Genomic DNA, 19,212 nt, shown 5'->3' on the forward strand with positions numbered 1-19,212 from the left:
GATGAACGGCGGTCGAACTCGGAGGATTCACCGAAGTATCAGACACTCCGATCATGCCCCGGGTTCCCGCTGATCATTCGGTATTTCCGGCCGCCCGCCCGGCCGCCCCGCCCCGGCCCGGGCCGGCGGTCACGTGCCGCCGCCGTCCAGATGCGCGATGTGCGCGGTGTCCGCGCGGTCACCGTGGTGCAGGGTGGACGCGCCGAAGCAGACCAGCGCCGCGATCACCGCGAGCCAGGCGACGACGCGTCCCGCGCGGAGCCCGTAGCCGCAGGTGACCCACAGCAGGGTCAGGCCGAGGCGGCGCAGCGGGTCCCGCTCGCCGTGCCGCCGCAGCTCCAGCGCGCCGTACCGGAAGTCGCGGGCGAGCCGGCCCCGGTCGGAGTCGGCGGTCGCGCGGGCCAGCTCCAGGTAGAGCGCCCGCAGCCGGTCGTCGCAGGCGGGGTCGCCCGTGCCGCGGACGAGGTCCTCGGCGAGCACCGCGCGGCCGTCGCGGCCCCAGGGCCGCAGCGTCCGCCGCCCCGGGACGGTCGCGAACGGGCAGTCGCCGGTGATCGCCAGCGCGTCCGGGCGGCGCAGGCCGAGGAAGCCGCAGCCGCTCAGGTCGACGTCGGCGAGCTGGAGGCCGGCCGCGTCGACCCGCCGCAGCGACACGACCCGGACGGCCGCGGGCCCGGCCGGCGGGGCGAGCCCCTGGATCGGGCGGGCCAGCGACCGGACGGACGCCGGGCCCTCGAACACCGCGTCCTCCAGGTCGACCTCCGCGTTCCGCAGCCGGAACGCGGCCTCCCCGCGCACGACGACGCCGCGCGCGATGACCCGCGAGGCCGCCGCGTGGACCCGGAGCCGGCCGTGCACGGTCGCGTCCGACAGGCCGATCCGGCCGCCCGCGACCAGCGGGCCGAGCGCCGCGCCCTGCCGGAAGCGCGTCCGCTCGAACCGGGCGTGCCGGGCCACCTGGACGCGCTTGAACGAGACGGGGCCGCGGAAGCACGCCGCCTGCATCGCCGCGTCCCGCCCGAACCGGGCCCGGTCGAAGCAGGCCGCGCCCATGAGCACGGCGTTCCGGAACGAGGCGTCGGCGTGCCAGCGCACCTCCCCGAACAGCGCGTCGCCGGTGAAGACGGCCTCCTCGAACGAGGTGAACCGGTGGAAGCGGGCCTCGTGGAACGACACGTTCCGGCCGAACCGCGCACCCCGGAACGAGGCGTTGCCGAAGAACCGCGCGTCGTAGAACGAGATGCCGCCGAGGAAGCAGGCGCCGTCGAACGAGCTGTCGCCCTCCACGCAGACGCCGCGCAGCACCGCGTCGGACAGCAGCACGGCGCCGTCGAACCGCGCCCGGCCGAGGTGGGGGCGGCCGTCCGGCCCGGTGACGGCGTCCAGCACGGCGTCGAGCAGCCACGCCGGGACGGTGACGCCGCGCAGGTCGAGATCGCCGCCCGGGCGCAGCGAGCCGGCGAACTCCTCGAACTCGCGGGGGCGCAGGTGGGCGGGGCAGCCGCCGGACCGCCCGGCCGCCCGTCCGCTGCATCCGCGGACGGCCGAGCAGCGCGGCCAGAACACCGCCGGCGACGAAGGCTCGTGAGAAGTCACGGTTCTCGTTCTACCCACGCGGCCGCGCTGAGTGAAGGTCTCCCGGTGGCCAGGTACGTGCGACCCCGGCGCCACCCGGCCGCCCGGCGGAACCCGGATTAAAGGCGGGGTTGTTTTGTCAGACCCTTGCGTAATGATTTCTGTTATGAGCAGAGACACCCATCCGGGGGTGCAGTGCCCGCACTGCCAATCGCATCTCGCGCTCGTCCCCGTGCTTGGTAACGCCGTGCCCGGAAACTCAGCCCCAGCCGTCCACGCATCCGTCCCCGCGTCCGTCCCCGTCGTGCCGATCGTCGCGAAGGAGGAATGGCAGCCGCCGCCCGTCGCCGAGGTGCTCGCCGTTTACGCCGGCCGCGCCAAGGACACCGTGACCGCGACGCGCGGCGCCGCCAAGGTGAGAGAAAGCCTCAACCGCGCGAAGGCCGCCGCCGCGCAGCGCAAGGCCGCGCAGAAAACGGCCCGCCGGACGCCTAAAAGCGCCTGATCACATCTCGGCCACTAACGCCGGGAAGGGACGGCACCGCGGCCGGCGCCGTCCCTTGCCCAGTCGTGTCAGCGCGGGTGGGCGTCCGTCCATTCCGTGGTGACGATGACGGTGGAGTCCACCGTCCGCCCGGCGGGGATCCCCGTCCCGGCCGCCGGGCTCAGCACGATGTTCTCGCTGGCCAGCGCCGTTCCCGAGGACAGATCAATGATCATCTGGTGGCGGACGACGCCGCGGCTCGTCTTCTCGTCCACCGCGATCGCGTTTCCGGTCCGGCCCTGCGGGTCCGTCGCCCTTCCGACCGATTTCACCGCCGGGAGAGCGGCCAGCATCCGGAACGCCGCCGCCCGGACCTCCGGTTTCACCGGCATGTCCATCACCAGGCCGCGCGCCACCTGGTAGAGCCATTCGTCCGACGCCATCGGCCGGTCCGACTCGGTGCCGTGGCCCTCGTACCAGCGCAGCAGTTCGGTTTTGAGGCGCTTCGCGTCGGACGGCAGCGACCGCAGATCCTTCATGGTCACGTTCCGGCCCAGCCAGAACACCTTGTCCCCGTCCACCAGCGCTGCGCTGCTCACGTCGGGACGGCCCGGAGCGGTCTTCACCGTGAACGACTTCACACGTCCCGTGCGCGGTTTGGTGTTGGGCGGCTTCGGCACTTCGATCTCGAACGCGGCGGGAGATCCGGCGCGCCGCCACACCGCCGCGTCCGCCGCGGTGGCGGGCCGGGCGCCGAGGTTCTGCTGGAGTGTCCAGCTGTGGACGCCCGGCCGGCTCGGCGTCCAGGTCTCCGCCCTGTCGCGGACGACGACGCCGTAGCGGTCCGCGCCCGTCCCGACCATGTAGAGATGGGACGAGACCGTGGCCTGGTGCCAGTAGGCCCGCACCGTCTCGGTCTGCCCGTCCGCCTTGACCGCCGCCGCGAGCAGCACGGCCTTCGCGTCCAGCACCGGCTCGGCCCCGCCCGGACGCGGCGGCGCCGCCGGGCCGTCCGGGCTCCCGCCGGTCGTGACCACGGTCGCCGCGACGATCGCCCCCGCCACCACCGCTCCGGCGAGGCTCAGCCCCCACACCGGCCGCACCCGCCGCCGTGCCGGCTCCGCCCGCGCGCCCGGCGAGTCGCTCGCCATGGCGCGGGCCAGCTCCGCGCGCCGGACGCCCGCGTCCACCGGCGCGCCCGGATCGAGCTCGGCGGGCCTGGCCTGCCGCAGGGTGTGCAGTACGTCCCTCATGACATCTCCTCGCTGATGATCCCCACCCGCCGACGCACCCCGCCGGGTCCGCGGTCGCTCGCCATCTCCTGTTCGGCGGCGCGGAGGAGGCGGCGGCGGGCCCGGTGCAGCCGCACCCGCAGCGCGGCGGGCGAGCAGCGGACGACCCCGGCCGCCTCGCGCGGTGTCAGCCCCTGCCAGGCGATCAGGATCAGGACCTCCCGGTCCTGCTCGGGCAGCGCCGCCATCGCCCGCAGGACGGCGAGCCGCTCCGCGACGTCCTCGGCGATGTCGCCGACGGGACGGGCGGCCCACCGGCCGAGTTCCGCCGTGAACGACTCGCGCCGCACCCGCGCCCGGTGGCCGTCGCGCAGCACGTTCCGCGCGACGCCGAGCAGCCACGGCAGGGCCGGGTCGGGGACGTCGGCGAGCCGCCGCCACGCGACCGCGAACGTCTCGCTGACCACCTCGTCCGCGACCTGCCGCCCGGCGCGGCCGGCGGCGTACGCCCACACGTTCTGCCGGCAGGCGTCGTAGATCGCGGTGAAGCGCTCCTCATCAGGGCTCACGCCGCGTCACCGCCCGTCCCTCCGCCGCTGTCGTCCGCCACCGCTTCTCCGTCCGTCAGGTGTTCCTGTTACGAGGTAGTGGCCCGGCGTGCGGCCTTGTTACACCCGACCCCGGGTCGGCGGCCGGGCCGCGCCCGGTCGGGGAAGCGCGCGATGAGCGCGCCGAAGTCGAAGACGTCCATGGTGAAGCGCTCCCGGGTTGCGCGCTACCGCGCGCGGCGCAAGTAGGTTGTGGGGCCAAGGGCGTCGTTTCGGGCGTTTGCTGTGCATTCCAGCGATCGACTGCCTCTAATATTTGCTGGACGACAAGCAAACCCTCCGCCTGATCCCCCCGGTTGCGCCGGACCGAAGGAGCTGAGACATGGCCGCGATGCACAGTCGCGGTGCGGAGCGACTCCTCGGCGTGGCCGGCTCCCCGCACCTCCTCCTCGTCGAAGACGATCCGGGGGACGCGTTCCTGTTCGAGGAGCTGCTCGCCGAGGCCCAGCCCGGCATCCGGATCACCGTCGCGACCACGCTGCGGGAGGCCCTCGACGCGCTGCGGCCCGAGATCCAGTGCGTCATCGTCGACCTGTCGCTGCCGGACGCGCAGGGCCTCGACGCGCTCCACCAGGTGCGCACGCACGCGCCCGCCACCGCCGTCCTCGTGCTGACCGGCCTCGCCGACGCGCACGTCGGCGTGGCCGCCGTCGCCGCCGGCGCCCAGGACTACCTCGTCAAGCAGGACGTGGACGGCGCGCTGCTCACCCGCGCGATCAGCTACGCGATCGAGCGCAAGCGCGCCGACGAGTCCGAGCGGCAGCTCGTCGAGGCGCGCGCGCTGAGCCGGGAGAACGCCCGGCTGGAGCGCGGCCTGCTGCCCGTCCCGATCCTGCACGACCGCACGCTCCGCCACCACACCCGCTACCGGCCCGGACGCGACCGCGCGCTGCTCGGCGGCGACTTCCACGACACCGTGGAGACCGCCGACGGCGCCGTCCACGTCGTGATCGGCGACGTCAGCGGGCACGGCGCCGACGAGGCGTCCCTCGGGGTGCGGCTCCGCATGGCGTGGCGGACGCTCGTCCTCGCCGGGCACACCGGGCCGCGGCTGCTGGACACGCTCGACGCCGTCCTGCAGCACGAGCGGTGGGCCGAGGAGATCTTCACCACCCTGTGCATGCTGACGATCGCGCCCGACCGGCGCGGCGCCCGGGTGTACCGGGCCGGGCACCCGACGCCGCTGCTGTTCGGGCCGGGCGGCGTCGCGACCGTCCCGGACGAGCCGCGCGGCCCGGCGCTCGGGCTCATCCCCGGCGTCGAGTGGCCCGCCCTCGACCTCGACCTCGGCGAGTCGTGGACCCTGCTGCTCTACACCGACGGGCTGATCGAGGGCCACGATGGCGACGGGTACCTCGACCTGTCCGGGCTGGTCGAGCTGGCGAAGCTGGCGCACGCGGAGGGGCAGCGCGGCGACGTGCTCATCGACGGGCTCATCGCGGAGGCGGAGCGGCTGAACGGGGGCGTCCTGTCCGACGACCTCGCGGTCCTGCTGCTGAGCCGGGGGGACGGCTGATGGCGGCCGACGGGTCCGAGACCGAAGGCGGCACCGAGCAGCACCGCGATGAGCAGCACCGCGATGAGCAGCACCGCGTCGAGGTCCCCCGGGAACTGCGGATCAGCGGGCCGGCCGTCGTGCTGCCCGCGGCGGACCTCCCCGAGGGGCACGGGCTCGGCCGTGTCCGGCTCGTCCGGATCTACCAGGTCGGCGCGCTCGTCCTCGGCCTGCTGCTCCTGCTCGCCTTCGTCCAGGCCGGGACCGCGCTGTACGGAAACAACGCGGCGCGGGACGTCCTGATCAACCAGGTCGACCCGGCGACCCTGGAGCAGTTCCGCCTCTCGACCGCCGTCACCAACCAGGACATGGCCATCCGCGACTACGCGCAGGAGGGCAGGCCCGAGCACGTCGACCAGTACCGCGAGGCCGTGCGGCAGGAGGCCGAGAGCGCGGACCGGATGCGCCGGCTGCTGGCGGACGTGGACGGCGGCGAGGAGGTCGAGCGCCTCCTCGACAAGGCGACCGCCGACTCCCGGGCGTGGCGGACCGGCTTCGCCGACGAGATCGCGACGAGTGCCGGCGGCGCGGGCATCGACCCCGACGAGAGCCGGGAGGCGCGGCGGCTGCTCAGCCGGGCGCGCGGCGACATGACGCCGCTCCAGATCGGCATCACCGAGCTGCACGACCGGGCGGCCGCGAAGCTGCGGTCCCGCGCGAGCACCGCGCAGTGGTCGGCGGTCGCCGCGCTCATCATGGTCGTCGTGGCGGCGCTGGCCCTCGCCGTGCTGTTCCGCCGGACCGTGCTGACCCCCGTGTCCTCGCTGACCGGACGCGTCCGCGCCGTGTCGCAGGGCGAGTTCGGGGCCCCGCTGGACGTCCCCGGCCCCGCCGAGATCAACGAGCTGGCGGTCATCATCGACGCGATGCGCAACCGGATCATCCGGCAGTGGCGCTACAGCGAGGAGAAGACCCGGCAGCTGAACGAGCAGACCGAGGAGCTGCGCCGGTCCAACGCCGAGCTGGAGCAGTTCGCCTACGTCGCGAGCCACGACCTGCAGGAGCCGCTGCGCAAGGTCGCGAGCTTCTGCCAGATGATCGAGCGGCGCTACGGCGACCAGCTCGACGACCGGGGGCAGCAGTACATCGCGTTCGCCGTCGACGGCGCCAAGCGGATGCAGGCCCTCATCAACGACCTGCTGAGCTTCTCCCGGGTCGGGCGGATGACGCAGCACGAGGAGTCCATCGACCTCGCGGCCGTCGGCCGGCAGGCCCTGGACAACCTGGCGGCGCTGGTCGAGGAGACCGGCGCCGAGGTCGAGCTGCGCGACCTGCCGCAGGTGCCCGGCGACCGCACGCAGCTCACCCAGCTCTTCCAGAACCTCATCGGCAACGCGATCAAGTTCCGCCGCGAGGGGGTGCCGCCCCGGGTCGTCATCGACGCCCGCCGCGACGGCGACGAGTGGGTGTTCGGCTGCGCCGACAACGGCATCGGCGTCGAGCCCCGGTACGCCGACCGCATCTTCCTGATCTTCCAGCGGCTGCACCCGCGGGACGAGTACACCGGCACCGGCATCGGGCTGGCGCTCTGCAAGAAGATCGTCGAGTTCCACGGCGGCCGCATCTGGCTCGACACCGACGACCGCGGCGACGCGCCCGGCACCACCTTCCACTGGACTCTGCCGGTCCAGCCGCACATAGGCATCGGAGACGACTCATGAACGAAGGCCCGCGACCCATCGAAGTCCTGCTCGTCGAGGACGACCCCGGCGACGTCCTGCTGACCGTCGAGGCGTTCGAGCACAACAAGGTCAACAACACCCTGAGCGTCGTGAACGACGGCGAGCAGGCGATGGCGTTCCTGCGCCGGGAGGGCGAGTACGCGAACGCGCCGCGCCCCGACCTCGTCCTGCTCGACCTCAACCTGCCGCGCAAGGACGGCCGCGAGGTCCTCGGCGAGATCAAGGCGGACGAGGACCTGCGCTCCATCCCCGTCGTCGTGCTGACGACGTCCGAGGCCGACGAGGACATCCTGCGCAGCTACCACCTGCACGCCAACGCCTACGTCACCAAGCCGGTCGACTTCGACCAGTTCATCTCCGTCGTCCGCCAGATCGACAACTTCTTCGTCACCGTGGTGAAGCTGCCGCGCTGACCCGCCGGCCCGGTGACCGGCCGCGTCCCGTCCAGTCGATGCAGACGATCACGGCGTCGTCGACCGGGCTCGTCCCCTCGTGGTAGTCGACGAAGTGCCGGATCATGGTGCGGACGGCCTCCGGCGGGTCCTGCAGCCGGGTCGCGCGCAGCGCCTGGAACAGCGCGGACCGCCCGTAGGGGACGCCGGACGGCGACTCGGCCGCGTGCACCCCGTCGCTGACGACGACCAGCCGCTCGCCCGGCTCGACCGTGAACTCCTCGGTCGTGTAGCGGGTGTCGCCGAACATCCCGAGCGGCATCTGCGCGTCGAAGCCGATCCCGTCGGTGGCGCCGCCGCGCATCCGGTAGATCCGCGGCGAGCCCGCGTCCACCACCCGGACCCGCCCGGTGTCGAGCCCGAACTCCATCAGCAGCGTGGCCACGTGCCGCTCGCCGCGATGCCGCGCGTACAGCGTCTGGTCGCCGAGCGCGGCCTGCTCGGCGATGTCGGCGCCGGACCGCCGCGCGTTGCGCAGCGCGCTGACCCCGAGGTGGGTGAGCGCGGCGGCGTCCGTGCCGGAGCCCATCCCGTTGCTGACGGTCAGCGTGAGCGCCTCGGCGGACACCGACCAGTCGAAGGCGTCGCCCCACACCGCGTAGGCGGGCTCGAGCTGGCCCGCGAAGCGGAACTCGGCGGCGTCGTAGGCGGGCGCGGGCAGCAGGTCCCACTGCATCTCGGCGGCGAGCGTCAGCCGCGTCCGCCGGCGGAGCCGCCGGTACAGGTCGGTGCCCTGGTCGGCGATCTTCAGGGCGCGGGCGAGGACGGCGGCGAACTCCTCCAGCCGGTCCGGCCCGCCGCCGGGGGCGCGGACGGTCAGCACGCCGAGCCGCTCGCCCTTCACGGTCAGCGGCAGATGGACGGCGTCCTGCTCCGGGACGGTCCGCTGCGCCGCGAACGCGTGCCCCTGGGCGGTGTTGTCGACGGGCACGTCGCCGTCCTCCGCGTCCTCGGCGGTGCGGACGAGGAACGCCTGCCGGTAGTCGATGAGGAGGATCTCGGCGGCGGTCGCGCCCGCGTGCCGTTCGAGCAGCCCGGTCGCGGCCTCCAGCAGCTCGTGCGGCGGCGCGGCCCACAGCGCCTCCGCCGGCACCCCGGCGCCGTCATCGTCCGCGGGTTCGCCGTGCATCGCCCTCCTCGCCTGGACGGGCGCCGGGGCGGTCTCCGGGCCGGGTGGAACCGCAGGTCCGGGGATGCCGTCGGCGACGTCGTGTGTAACAGTGGAGGGCATGGTGGACACGTCGGGTGAGGGAGCCGCGGACTCCGCGGCGGCCCTGGACGACGCGGCATCCACCCTCATGAACATCTGGTCGCGCGCCCACAATGCACCCGACGTGCCCGTCCCGTCCACGCAGTTGCGCGCGCTGTTCGTGCTGGAGCGCGGCCCCGTCAACATCAGCAACCTGGCGGGCGAGCTGGGCGCGCTGGTGTCCTCGGCGAGCCGGCTGTGCGACCGGCTGGAGGCCGCCGGGCTGCTGACCCGCGACCCCGGCCGCGACCGCCGCGAGGTCACCGTCCGGCTGAGCGAGGACGGCCGGGCGCTGCTCGACCGGCTCCGGGTGCGGCGGCTGGAGGACCTCACCCGCGTGCTGGCGCTCATGCCGGCGTCCGCGCGCGCCGCGCTGCTGTGGGGGCTGACGGAGTTCCACGATGCGGCCTCCAAGCCGGACGACGAGGACGGCTCCCTCTCCATGCTCGCCTGACTCGCCTGATTTATTCGGGTAAATCACGACGCTCCGCAAAGCGCCTATCAAATTGGCGTTTATCATTTTTTAGAATGGCGACTCGCGCCACGTTTTCGCCATTCTCCATACGCACGCCTCCACCACTACTAACATCCCGGCCCATGGCGACCACGAATGCCCCCGCGCGGCGGTCCCGCCGCGCCGTCACCGCGGCCGGGCTGCTCCCCGCCGCGGCGGCCGTGCTCCTGCTCGGCGGGTGCGGCGGCTCCTCCGCGCACGGCACGGCGTCCACCGGGCGCCCGGACGGCGGCGAGCGGACCGCCGCGGAGGCCGGCGCCGCCGAGGTGCCCGACGCCACCACGTTCAGCACCGTCCCCGGCGCCCCGAAGGACACCGCGCCGGACGGCGCCACCGACGGGCTGGTGGTGCACCCGGCCGAGGCGGCGCCGGTGCTGGACCGTCCGGGCGGGCGCCGCATCGCCACGCTTCCCGCCACCGAACTGGGCGGCCCCACCTGGGTGCCCGTGGTGGAGAGCTCCGGCGGCTGGCGGCGGGTGCTGCTGCCGAGCCGTCCCAACCAGGCGAGCGGCTGGGTCTCCGGAGCCGGGCTGCGCACCGCGCACACGCCCTACACCGTCCAGGTCGAACTCGGGAAGCGGCGGCTCACGCTGCTCAAGTCGGGGCGGGCGGCCGGGCGGTGGAAGGTCGCGGTCGGCGGCGCCAAGACCCCGACGCCCACCGGCCGGACGTTCGTCATGGCCTCGATCGTGCCGCCGGACAAGCGGCAGAGCCCGATCGTCCTGCCGCTCGGCACCCACTCGGCGACCCTGGACACCTTCGGCGGCGGGCCGGGCACCGTCGCGCTGCACGGCTGGCCCGACGCCGCCGTGTTCGGCAAGGCCGTCACGCACGGCTGCGTGCGGGTGCCCGCGGACGCGCTGAAGGCGCTGTCCCGGGTCCCGCTCGGCTCGCTGGTGTTCATCTCGGCCTGACCCAAGATCTCAACGAACGGAGTACCACCATGCGTCACAGCCATGCCTTCGCGCGCCTCGCCGCGGCCGGCCTGCTCGCCGGCGGCCTCGTCGCCACCGCGGGCCCCGCCCTGGCCACCGGGGGCGAGGGGTCCGCGTACGGGCTTGCGGTCACCGGGCCGCTCGCCGTCCCGCCGGTGCCCGCCGTCTCCTCCACCACCCGGACGGTCAGCAAACGCCTGCTGCAGGAGAACCACACCAAGCTGGCCAGGGCGTCCGCGCTGGACGTCAGCGCCTCCGCCGACCGCGCGCACTCGTCGGTCGCGCGGCTCGCCGTCCCGACCGCGAAGCTCGCCGCGGACGCCGTCTCCGCGAAGTGCGTGAACGGCAGGGGCAGCGCGAACCTCGCCGACGCCGTCCTCGCCGGCAAGCGGCTCGACTCCACGCCGCCGCCGAACACCACCATCCCGGTCGACGTGGACGGCGTCGGCCGCACCTCGCTCGTCCTCAACAAGCAGCAGCGCACCGCCGACGGCCGGCTCGCCGTCACCGCGATGGAGCTGATGCTGCCCGGCGACAAGGGCGCGCTCAGGGTCGCGTCCGCCACCTGCGGGCAGGGAGCCCCCGAGCGGGCCCCGTCCGAGGCGCCCGCGCCGAGCCCGGTGAAGCACGACCTTCCGGTCACCGGCTGACCGCCGCCGCGACCCGGCGGGCGCCCCGCCCGCCGGGTCCGGTCAGCCCGCCAGCGACTTTTCGAAATGCACGATCGCGCCGTTCCGGTGCACCCGGTCGGCGATGTGAAGTTCTTCCGTGAACGCCCGCATCAACTGGAGCCCCCGACCGTGCTCGGCGAGCGGCGGCACCTGCAGGGACTCCCATTCGACACCCTCCTCCGCCGCGTCGCCCGCGCCCCCGTCGATGACCTCCACGATGCATCTCGCCCCGTCCATCCGCGCCCGGACCTCGTACTCCATTCCGGCCGCGGCGTGCTGGATGACGTTCGCGCACGCCTCCCCCAGAGCGAGCGCGATATCGGCACGGACCTCGGATCCCACCCCGAGCCCGCGGAGAGAGGCGTCGAGCGTGTGCCGCACCAGCGGAGCGCTCTCGGCGTTCCTCGGCAGGGTCATTTCGAGAACGACCTCCATGCCAATCGCCTCCGTTCCCTCTAGCAGCCAGATTTCCCAATCACCACTCCGGGAAACTCCACCCGCCCGGAAACCGCGACACCCGCATATTCCCACCGACTTCCACGACCGCGCGGACTATTCGCCGCCCCGTCCCGCGAGCTCGCGCAGCACCGCAGACCCGCCCCGCCTCCGGCCCTCCGCAGTCGCCGCGCTCACGACGCCCTGATCCGCCGTGCCGACGCGCGGCGAGCCGCCGCCCGCACACCGCCTTCCGCGCGATGACCTCCCCGAGCGCGAGTGGCTCCGGCACCTGCCCGCGTTCGAGCGGCGCCTCCCGACCGCGTCCCGAACCCGCAACTCGTCGTACCGGACGGCCGCACCGGTGAGCGTGACGGCCCGCTCGATCCCCTCAGGAGTTGCCATCCCCCGAGCATCCGCGTCAGGTCACCCTGACGTCATCACTCCAGCGCTCGGGCTCTCCGGACCCACCCGGCGAACAACTCCTCGCCGACACCGGGCTCACCGTGCGCGGACCTCGGCGAAGAAGCTCCGCATCTCCGCCACCGAGAAGCCGAGCGTCCCGGTGCCCGGTGCCTTGGAGTCGCGCACTCTGACGAGGACGCCGTCCCGTCCGAGCTCGACGCACGAGTCGTGCATGTCCGAATGCCGCGACTTGCGGAACGTCGGGGTGTTCATCAAGCGCTCCCCTTACAACTCGGTGAGGACCTGCTCGGCCGCGCGTGTGAGCGAGTGGTCGCCGCCGAGCACACGCGACAGGACTCCGGTCAGTTCTTCCAGTTCTTTCCGTGCGAGCTGCTTCTTGCCCTGCGCCGCGAGGAGGGTCGCCAGTTCGAACCGGACGGACAGGACATGGCCGTGCTCGTCGCCCATGATCCGGCGCATGATCGGGAGCATCTCCGCGTAATCCCGCGCCGCCTCCTGCCGCTGCCGCCGCTCAGCGAGAACCCGCGCGATGTGCTTGCGGGTGACCAGCGTGTCGTGATGCTCGGCTCCGAGCACGCGGCACCGCTCCGCGTACACCTCACGGTACTGCTGCTCCGCTTCCTCCAGCCTTCCCAGCTTGTACGCGATGTTGGCGAGGACGTGACGGCTGGCGAGGGTGCTCGGATGGGTGTTCCCCAGAAGACGGCGCCTGGCGGTGAGGACGGCCGTGTACTCCTGCTCGGCCTCGCCCGTCTTCTCCTGGCCCATGAGGCACAGGCCGAGTTCGTGCCGGGCGCCCAGGGTCTCGAGATCGTCGATGCCGAGGAGCCGCTCGCGCGTGCGCACCACACGGCGGACGATCGGCTCGGCGTCGGCGGGGGCGCCGAGCAGGCGGGTGACCTTGGCCCGGGTGAGCGTCAGCTCCACGACGGCCGGATGCTCGGGGCCGAGAACCGCGGTGCTCGCCAGCGACTCCTCGGTCAGCCGGAGTGCGGCGAAGTACTGGCTGCCCCAGCCGAGGGCGATCGCGATGAGGCTCGCGGCCTCGGCCGCGCGTTCGATCGCGGGCTCACCGGGTCGGGACCCGGTGGCCTGGAGCAGCTCTCCCACGTGCGGCACGAGGGAGGACCAAGCGGGGCGGTGCCCCGAGTCCCTCGGATCCAGGCGCCGTGCCGCCGCGGCCACCAGCTCCGCCGCGACGCGCTCATGGACGTGCCGGTCCTCATCGTCCGTCCGCAGAGTCTCGGCGACGAGCGGATGCACGGTGATCACATCGGCGTCGCCCCCGGACGAGACCGTGATCAGACCGGTGTTCGCCAGCGCCCGCAGACCGTCCGCGACCCGCGCCCCGTCCGGCATGCCGCACCCGCTCCCGAGGACGTCGTGATCGAGCAGGTCACAACGGAAGGGGACGCCGCCCGCGAACCTGGACAGCACTCGCAACAGGGCACCGGCCTCGGGATGTCCGCTGTCGCTCAGGGCGCCGAGCGTGAGCCGCCAGGTGCTGGTCACGATCGACCGGTCGTCGGCGCCCACCCCCATCAGCTCGGGGAACCGGTCCCGCAGCGCATCGGCGTAGGCGGCGAAGGTGCGCTCCCGGTGGAACGGGGACGCGAGGTGGTAGCCCGCGTGCCGGAGTGCCAGGGGAAGGCCGCCCAGGCGCTCGGCCAGGGCCCGTGCCTCCTCGCGGGTGCCCGCGTCCGGGGCCAGGTCGAGCAGTACGTCCGCGCCCCGCTCGGCCGGCAGCCAGCCCACGGTGTGGATCGTGACGTGCCGGCCCCAGGCCATCGGGTCGATGTTGCGGCTGGTGAGGATGACCAGGCCGGAGGAGCTGGGCCGGATCCAGCCCGAACCGTCTTGTGCCGTCCGGCCGTGCACGGCGAGCGCGGCCGGGTCGTCCGCGTTGTCGATGACCAGGACCCAGTTCCGCTGGGGTTCCAGGAACTCCCACAGCAGGTCGGCCGGGTTCCGCCGTCCGTTCGACACGTCCTCGATGTCCTGGGCCGTGGCGCCGAGGGCCGTGGCCAGCTCCAGGAGTTCGGACGCGAGCGAGCCCGCGTCCACGCCGGAGACCCACCACACGCGCCGCCCGGCGGCGAGGCATGTCTCCGCCGCGCGCAGCGCGATCGTCGTCTTCCCGGTGCCGCCGAGGCCGCCGAGGAGGTGCACGCTGCCGTCCGGTCGGCGGGCGATGTCCTCGATCGTGCGCAGGATCTGGTCCCGGCCGCGGACCTGCCGGGGCAGGCGGCCGGTCGGCGGGCGGAGTGTTCCCCTGGGCTGCCCGCCGCCCCGATTCCCCTGACCTTGGGGAGGCGCAGGCGTCCGGCGTAACTGCACCCACGCGATCGCGGCGGCGGCGGCCGTTACGGCCAGGCCCCCACCGCCGAACACCGCCTCCAGGTCCATGGACGGATCATAAGTGTGCGCGGCCGCGGGCAGAAGGGCCTCGGGGGCAGGCCGGTGTGCCGGTCTCGGCCCGCCCCTTGCGCCGGTCCATCGGACCGTGCGGCGTGGTCAGGTGGCGTGGTTGAGGACGAGGCCGGGGTGGGGCCAGTTCTCGATCTTCAGGAGGTGGCCGGTGCTGGAGGCGGTCACGTAGGCGGTGCGCATGTCCTCGCCGCCCCACGTGATGTTGGTGATGCCCGGGTCGTTGTCGACGTTGATGTCCACGAAGCGGACCAGGTCGCCCTTCGGGCTGATGATCGAGATGCCCGCGTGGACCATGGACGCGACGCAGACGTTGCCGTGGCCGTCCACGCCCAGGGAGTCGAAGTTGGTGTAGTCGGGGGCCGTGTAGAGGAAGTTGCCGCCGCCGGAGCCGCCGAGCGACCTGCCGCCCTTGATCTCGCCGGGGCCGGTGACGTCCCACCACCAGACGCGGGCCGTGTAGGTCTCGCTGACGTAGAGGCGCGTGCCGTCGGGTGACAGGCCGATGCCGTTCGGGCCCTCCATGCCGCCTGCGATCATCTCGATGGACGAGCCGTCCGCCCTGGCGTAGAAGAGGCGGCCCTTGTCGCCGGTGACGCCGTCGCTCTTGCCGTAGTCGGTGAAGTAGATGCCGCCGTGCGCGTCGACGACCAGGTCGTTGGGGCCGCGCAGGCCGTCGGAGTAGAGGGTCTCGACGGAGCCGTCGGACAGGTCGACGGCCTGGATGCTGCCGCCCTCGTAGTCGTCGGGGATGCCGCCGGCGAAGACGAAGCCGCCGACCTCGAAGCGGTTGAGGCCGCCGGAGTTGGCGATGTAGACGCGTCCGTCCGGGCCGAGCGCCGAGCCGTTCGGGCCGCCGCCCGTCTCCGCGGCGATGGACGTGGTGCCGTCCGGCCGGACGCGGGTGAGGGTGCCGCGGTGCAGCTCGACGACGAGGACGTCCCCGTTGGGCAGGACGGTCGGGCCCTCGGGGAACATCAGCCGGTCGGCCAGCTTCGTGATCTTCAACTTCTCTCCCTTTCGCGGCCGCCGGCGCGAGCGGCCGGCGGCCGTGGTGCCGAGTGCGGCGGCCACGCCGAGGCCGCCGAGCAGGGACCTGCGGGTGATGCTCATCCGAGTTCCCTGAGGATGCGGCGCGCGGTGCTCTGGATGTGGACCTCGTCCGGGCCGTCGTAGATGCGGGCCTCCCGGGCGTGCCGGTACATGCGGGACAGCGGCGTGTCGTCGGTGAGCCCGGCGGCGCCGTGCACCTGGACGGCGCGGTCGATGACGTTGTGCAGCATGCGGGCGCCGACCACCTTGATCGCGCCGATCTCGATGCGCGCCTGGCCGCCCGCGTCGATCGCCTCGGCGGCCTGGAGGGTGAGCAGGCGGGCCGCCTGGATCTCGGTGTAGGAGTCGAAGACGTGCTGCTGCATCAGCTGCTTGGCCGCGAGGGGCTCGCCGAACGCGACGCGGGTGCCGAGGCGGGCGCACATCAGCTCGAAGGCCCGCTGGGCCTGGCCGAGCCAGCGCATGCAGTGGAAGATGCGGCCGGGGCCGAGGCGGTCCTGGGCGATGACGAAGCCGTGCCCGCGCGGGCCGAGCAGGTTGTCGGCCGGGACGCGGACGTCGTCGTAGTCGACCTCGTAGTGGCCGCCGTTGATGCCCAGCACGGGCGTCTCCCGGACGATCCGGTACCCGGGCGTGTCCGTCGGGACGACGATCATGCTGAAGGAGCGGTGCGGGGCCGTCCCCTCGGGCTCGGTGCGGCACATGACCGTCGTGTAGGCGGCGTCGGCGGCGCCGGTGGTGAACCACTTCCGGCCGTTGATGACCCAGTGGTCGCCGTCCAGGACGGCCGTGGTCCGGAGCTGCGTGGGGTCCGAGCTGGCGATGTCGGGTTCGGTCATCGCGAAGCTCGGCGACACCTCGCCGGCGACCATCGGGGCCAGGTAGCGCTCACGCCAGCGGGGGCTCGCGTACTTGTGCAGCATGAGCGAGTCCTGGAGGGTGAACGTGCCGAGGGCGAGCTGGCCCCATTCGCTGCGCCCCTGCACCTCGTTGACGTACACGTAGTCGAGGAACGGCAGGCCGCCGCCGCCCAGTTCGGTCGGGTGGCCGAGCGCCCAGAGGCCCTCCGCCTTCGCCTCTTCGCGGAGTTGCCGGAGCTTCTCCCGGTCGCCGGCGTTGAGCGCGGGCTCGGCCGGTTCGACGCGCTCGGTCATGAAGGCGTGCACGGCGTCCCGGACGTCCCGGACCCGGTCGGGCACGGGGAACAGCATCAGGCCCCTCCGGTCAGGTCGGCGGAGATGTCGCGGTTGCCGTAGCCCTCGGGCGCCGCGACCTCGACGACCGGTTCGGGGCGGTCGTCGAATTCGAGGCGCAGGGCGCGGGACATCGTCGCGTGCATGTCGTACATGCAGGTGATGTAGGTGAGTTGCAGGATCTCCTTGTCGGAGAGGTGCTCCTGCAGTTTCTCGAAGACGGCGTCGGGCGTCCGGCCGCCGTCCAGGACGAGGCAGTCGGTGTAGGCGAGGACGGCCCGCTCCAGCGGCGAATAGCAGTAGGCCGTCTGCCAGTGCGGAATGGATTCGATTTTCATCTCGTCCATTCCGAGGGCCCGCATCTGCTTGCAGTGCTGCGAGAACACGAACTGGCTGCCGCGCGCCCAGCCGGCCCGGCACTGCCCGAGTTCCCGCAGGACGGGGTCGAGTTCGGCGTTCCGGTAGAGCGCGAAGCCCTTGACCGCGTGCCGGAACACGTCCGGGGACTGCGCGAACACCGTCCACCAGTCGCCGGGCGAGCCGGTCGCGGTGCCGTGGTCGACGGCCGGGTCGCGGTCGGGCGCGAAAAGGTGGTCGTAGAAGAAGAGGATGCGCTCGTCGGTGACTTCGGCGCGGGGTACCTCACGCAGTCGCGGCATGGTGCTCCTTCGGGGCGGTGCGGTCGGCACCGGTCTTGGGCTCGTGGGAGACGTCGGATTCGTCGAACGTGCGGGTCCAGCAGGCGAATTCGAGGAGGATCCCGTCCGGGTCCTGGAAGTAGAAGGAGCGGACGAACACCCCGTCGTGCACGTCGCGGGAAACGCCGGCGGGGCTGTCGTCGTGGTTGAGGATCGGGCTGACCGTGACGCCCTTCTCCTTGAGGCGCTTGCGGTACTCCTCGAACTTCTCGGGCGGGACGTGGAACGCGACGTGGTTCATCGACCCGACCGCGCTGACGAGTTCCCCCTGCTCGGGACGTCCGGCCGGGGCGGAGATCCCGGGAACGCCGTCGGGAGAGTCGGGGAACCAGAAGAACGCCACGCAGTCGCCGCCGCCGCAGTCGAAGAAGAAGTGCTGCCCCAATCCGGCGGGCAGGTCCAGCGTCTTGATGAGCGGCATTCCGAGGACGCCGGAATAGAAGTCGATGGTGCGCTTCATGTCGGACGACACGAGCGCCAGGTGGTTGATTCCGCCGAGTTCGAACTCGGTGTTCATGAGACCTCCTTGAATCGGGAGCGCAGGTCGCGTTTCAGGACCTTTCCGGCGACGTTGCGGGGGAGTTCGCCGACGAACTCGATGCGGCGCGGGACCTTGTAGCCGCCGAGGTGCTCGCGGGCGAACGCGATGACGTCCTCCGCGGTGACCTCCTCGCGCGCCACGACCGCGGCGCAGACCGACTCGCCCCAGCGCGGGTCGGGGACGCCGAACACGGCCGCGTCCGCGATCGCCGGATGCCGGTACAGCACCTGCTCGACCTCGCGGGACGCCACGTTCTCCCCGCCCGTGATGATCATGTCCTTGATGCGGTCGACGATGTAGACCATGCCCTCGGCGTCCCGCCGGACGACGTCGCCGGTGCGGAACCAGCCGTCCCGGAACGCGGCCGCGGTCAGCTCCGGCTCGCGCCAGTACCCGCGCATCACCTGGTCGCAGCGGACGACCATCTCGCCGGGCTCGCCGTCCGGGACGTCGCGGAACTCCCCGTCCACGATCCGGACGTCGGCGAGGTCCATGACGCGGCCCGCGGCGGCGAGCAGGTGCGTCTCCCCGGCGGCGGCGCGGCGGTGCTCGGCGATCCCGAAGTGCAGGATGTTGCCGCCCAGCTCGCTCATGCCCATGCCCTGGTAGAAGTCGCAGCCGAGGACGTCCATCCCGCGGCGCAGCACCTCGGCCGGGATCGCGGACGCGCCGTACCCGATGGCCTCCAGCGTGCCGAGGTCGCGGTCCTCGATGCCGGGATGCGACAGCAGGAACGCGATCATCGTCGGCGCGAGCCCGGTCTGCGTGATCCTCCATTCGGCGACCAGCCGCAGGAACGTGTCGTTGTCGTAGGACCGGACGATCCCGACCGTGGCCGCGCGCAGGTGGTACACGACGGCCGTGTAGCCGCCGACATGGCACAGCGGGAAGCAGAACAGGAACCGCGTCGCGTCCGGGATCTCCCAGTGCGCGACCGAGCTGATCACGCCGGTGACCAGGTTGCGGTGGCTGAGCATGACGCCCTTGGGTCTGCCGGTCGTCCCGCTGGTGTAGACGAGCCAGGCGACGGAGTCCTCGTCCGGGCGCGGCGGCTCGGTGGCGGGCGCCTTCGCGACGAGGTCGGCGTAGTCGTCGTCCAGGTTCAGGACGACCTTCACCGACGGCATCGCGTCGCGGAGCGCGGCCATGGCCTCGACGTACTCGCTGCTCACGATGAGGACCGACGCCTGCGCGTGGTCGACGAGCCCCGCGATCTCGGACGCGTGGAGCCGGTGGTTGAGGAAGGTCAGCGCCATCCCGGCGGCCGGAACGCCGTAGTACAGGTCGAAGTACTCGGGCCGGTTCCCGGACAGGACGGCCACCCGGTCGCCCGGCTCGGCGATCGTCGCCAGCGCGTTCGCGGTGCGCCGGACACTGTCCCTGAGCTCGGCGTACGTGATCTCGCGGTCCTCGAACAGGACCGCGGCGCGGTCCGGATGCTTGCGCGCCGCGTACTCGACGATGTCGTTGATCAGCATGAAC

At 72.8% G+C, this 19,212-nt stretch carries 19 protein-coding genes; 7 read left to right on the forward strand and 12 right to left on the reverse strand.

Annotated elements, in window-relative coordinates; genetic code table 11:
• Positions 1-129: 129 nt before the first annotated feature.
• Positions 130-1,596: a pentapeptide repeat-containing protein gene (locus ABFX46_RS11670; RefSeq protein ID WP_346041796.1), complete on the reverse strand. Its 1,467-nt coding sequence runs from the start codon at positions 1,594-1,596 to the stop codon at positions 130-132.
• Between the two features lie 226 nt (positions 1,597-1,822).
• On the opposite strand from ABFX46_RS11670, the gene ABFX46_RS11675 reads away from it, so the two are divergent.
• Entirely contained in the window at positions 1,823-2,080 is a 258-nt protein-coding gene (locus ABFX46_RS11675; RefSeq protein ID WP_346041797.1) for a hypothetical protein, read from the forward strand.
• Between the two features lie 68 nt (positions 2,081-2,148).
• Here ABFX46_RS11675 and ABFX46_RS11680 read toward each other — a convergent pair whose 3' ends face one another.
• Both ABFX46_RS11680 and ABFX46_RS11685 read right to left on the reverse strand, forming a co-directional pair.
• Entirely contained in the window at positions 2,149-3,312 is a 1,164-nt protein-coding gene (locus tag ABFX46_RS11680; RefSeq protein ID WP_346041799.1) for a CU044_5270 family protein, read from the reverse strand.
• On the reverse strand, positions 3,309-3,860 hold the full coding sequence (locus ABFX46_RS11685; RefSeq protein WP_346041800.1) for an RNA polymerase sigma factor: 552 nt from the start codon (positions 3,858-3,860) through the stop codon (positions 3,309-3,311). The genes ABFX46_RS11680 and ABFX46_RS11685 overlap by 4 nt, the downstream gene beginning before the upstream one ends.
• A gap of 361 nt (positions 3,861-4,221) precedes the next feature.
• Here ABFX46_RS11685 and ABFX46_RS11690 point away from each other — a divergent pair, with 361 nt between their 5' ends.
• From ABFX46_RS11690 to ABFX46_RS11700, 3 genes are read left to right on the forward strand one after another with little or no spacing between them, the layout of a single operon-like run.
• Positions 4,222-5,415 (forward strand): PP2C family protein-serine/threonine phosphatase, encoded by a 1,194-nt coding sequence (locus ABFX46_RS11690; protein ID WP_346041801.1) that lies wholly within the window; start codon positions 4,222-4,224, stop codon positions 5,413-5,415.
• Positions 5,415-7,115: a sensor histidine kinase gene (locus ABFX46_RS11695; RefSeq protein ID WP_346041803.1), complete on the forward strand. Its 1,701-nt coding sequence runs from the start codon at positions 5,415-5,417 to the stop codon at positions 7,113-7,115. The genes ABFX46_RS11690 and ABFX46_RS11695 overlap by 1 nt, the downstream gene beginning before the upstream one ends.
• The gene (locus ABFX46_RS11700; protein ID WP_346041804.1) at positions 7,112-7,549 is read left to right on the forward strand and encodes a response regulator; all 438 of its coding nucleotides are present in this window, start codon (positions 7,112-7,114) and stop codon (positions 7,547-7,549) included. The genes ABFX46_RS11695 and ABFX46_RS11700 overlap by 4 nt, the downstream gene beginning before the upstream one ends.
• Here ABFX46_RS11700 and ABFX46_RS11705 read toward each other — a convergent pair.
• Complete coding sequence (locus tag ABFX46_RS11705; RefSeq protein ID WP_346041806.1) at positions 7,524-8,717, reverse strand: PP2C family protein-serine/threonine phosphatase; 1,194 nt, start codon at positions 8,715-8,717, stop codon at positions 7,524-7,526. The two genes, ABFX46_RS11700 and ABFX46_RS11705, sit on opposite strands and share 26 nt — an antisense overlap.
• 100 nt (positions 8,718-8,817) lie before the next feature.
• On the opposite strand from ABFX46_RS11705, the gene ABFX46_RS11710 reads away from it, so the two are divergent.
• From ABFX46_RS11710 to ABFX46_RS11720, 3 genes are all read left to right on the forward strand, one after another.
• Positions 8,818-9,291, forward strand: a complete 474-nt coding sequence (locus tag ABFX46_RS11710) for a MarR family winged helix-turn-helix transcriptional regulator (protein WP_346041807.1) — start codon at positions 8,818-8,820, stop codon at positions 9,289-9,291.
• Positions 9,292-9,434: 143 nt separating this feature from the next.
• Positions 9,435-10,265: a L,D-transpeptidase gene (locus ABFX46_RS11715; RefSeq protein WP_346041809.1), complete on the forward strand. Its 831-nt coding sequence runs from the start codon at positions 9,435-9,437 to the stop codon at positions 10,263-10,265.
• Positions 10,266-10,294: 29 nt separating this feature from the next.
• Positions 10,295-10,936 (forward strand): choice-of-anchor P family protein, encoded by a 642-nt coding sequence (locus ABFX46_RS11720; RefSeq protein WP_346041811.1) that lies wholly within the window; start codon positions 10,295-10,297, stop codon positions 10,934-10,936.
• A 42-nt stretch (positions 10,937-10,978) separates the two neighbouring features.
• Here the strand turns inward: ABFX46_RS11720 and ABFX46_RS11725 are convergent, their stop codons facing one another.
• The 8 genes from ABFX46_RS11725 to ABFX46_RS11760 form a co-directional block, all read right to left on the reverse strand.
• Positions 10,979-11,392 carry an ATP-binding protein gene (locus ABFX46_RS11725; protein ID WP_346041812.1) on the reverse strand — a complete coding sequence of 138 codons (414 nt, stop codon included), beginning with the start codon at positions 11,390-11,392 and terminating at the stop codon, positions 10,979-10,981.
• A gap of 501 nt (positions 11,393-11,893) precedes the next feature.
• Complete coding sequence (locus tag ABFX46_RS11730) at positions 11,894-12,070, reverse strand: DUF397 domain-containing protein (protein WP_346041813.1); 177 nt, start codon at positions 12,068-12,070, stop codon at positions 11,894-11,896.
• Positions 12,071-12,082: 12 nt separating this feature from the next.
• Complete coding sequence (locus ABFX46_RS11735) at positions 12,083-14,224, reverse strand: tetratricopeptide repeat protein (RefSeq protein ID WP_346041815.1); 2,142 nt, start codon at positions 14,222-14,224, stop codon at positions 12,083-12,085.
• A 108-nt stretch (positions 14,225-14,332) separates the two neighbouring features.
• Positions 14,333-15,358 carry an SMP-30/gluconolactonase/LRE family protein gene (locus tag ABFX46_RS11740; protein WP_346041817.1) on the reverse strand — a complete coding sequence of 342 codons (1,026 nt, stop codon included), beginning with the start codon at positions 15,356-15,358 and terminating at the stop codon, positions 14,333-14,335.
• Positions 15,355-16,509: an acyl-CoA dehydrogenase family protein gene (locus tag ABFX46_RS11745; protein WP_346041818.1), complete on the reverse strand. Its 1,155-nt coding sequence runs from the start codon at positions 16,507-16,509 to the stop codon at positions 15,355-15,357. Before ABFX46_RS11745 ends, ABFX46_RS11740 begins: the two co-directional genes overlap by 4 nt.
• Positions 16,509-17,150, reverse strand: a complete 642-nt coding sequence (locus ABFX46_RS11750) for a carboxymuconolactone decarboxylase family protein (protein WP_346041820.1) — start codon at positions 17,148-17,150, stop codon at positions 16,509-16,511. The genes ABFX46_RS11745 and ABFX46_RS11750 overlap by 1 nt, the downstream gene beginning before the upstream one ends.
• Positions 17,134-17,706 carry a VOC family protein gene (locus ABFX46_RS11755; protein ID WP_346041821.1) on the reverse strand — a complete coding sequence of 191 codons (573 nt, stop codon included), beginning with the start codon at positions 17,704-17,706 and terminating at the stop codon, positions 17,134-17,136. Before ABFX46_RS11755 ends, ABFX46_RS11750 begins: the two co-directional genes overlap by 17 nt.
• A complete protein-coding gene (locus ABFX46_RS11760) occupies positions 17,703-19,208 on the reverse strand; it encodes an AMP-binding protein (protein ID WP_346041823.1) in 1,506 nt (501 codons plus the stop codon). Before ABFX46_RS11760 ends, ABFX46_RS11755 begins: the two co-directional genes overlap by 4 nt.
• Between the last annotated feature and the right edge of the window lie 4 nt (positions 19,209-19,212).

It is taken from the genome of Actinomadura chokoriensis (assembly GCF_039529475.1).
GTDB classification, from domain to species: Bacteria; Actinomycetota; Actinomycetes; order Streptosporangiales; family Streptosporangiaceae; genus Spirillospora; species Spirillospora bangladeshensis.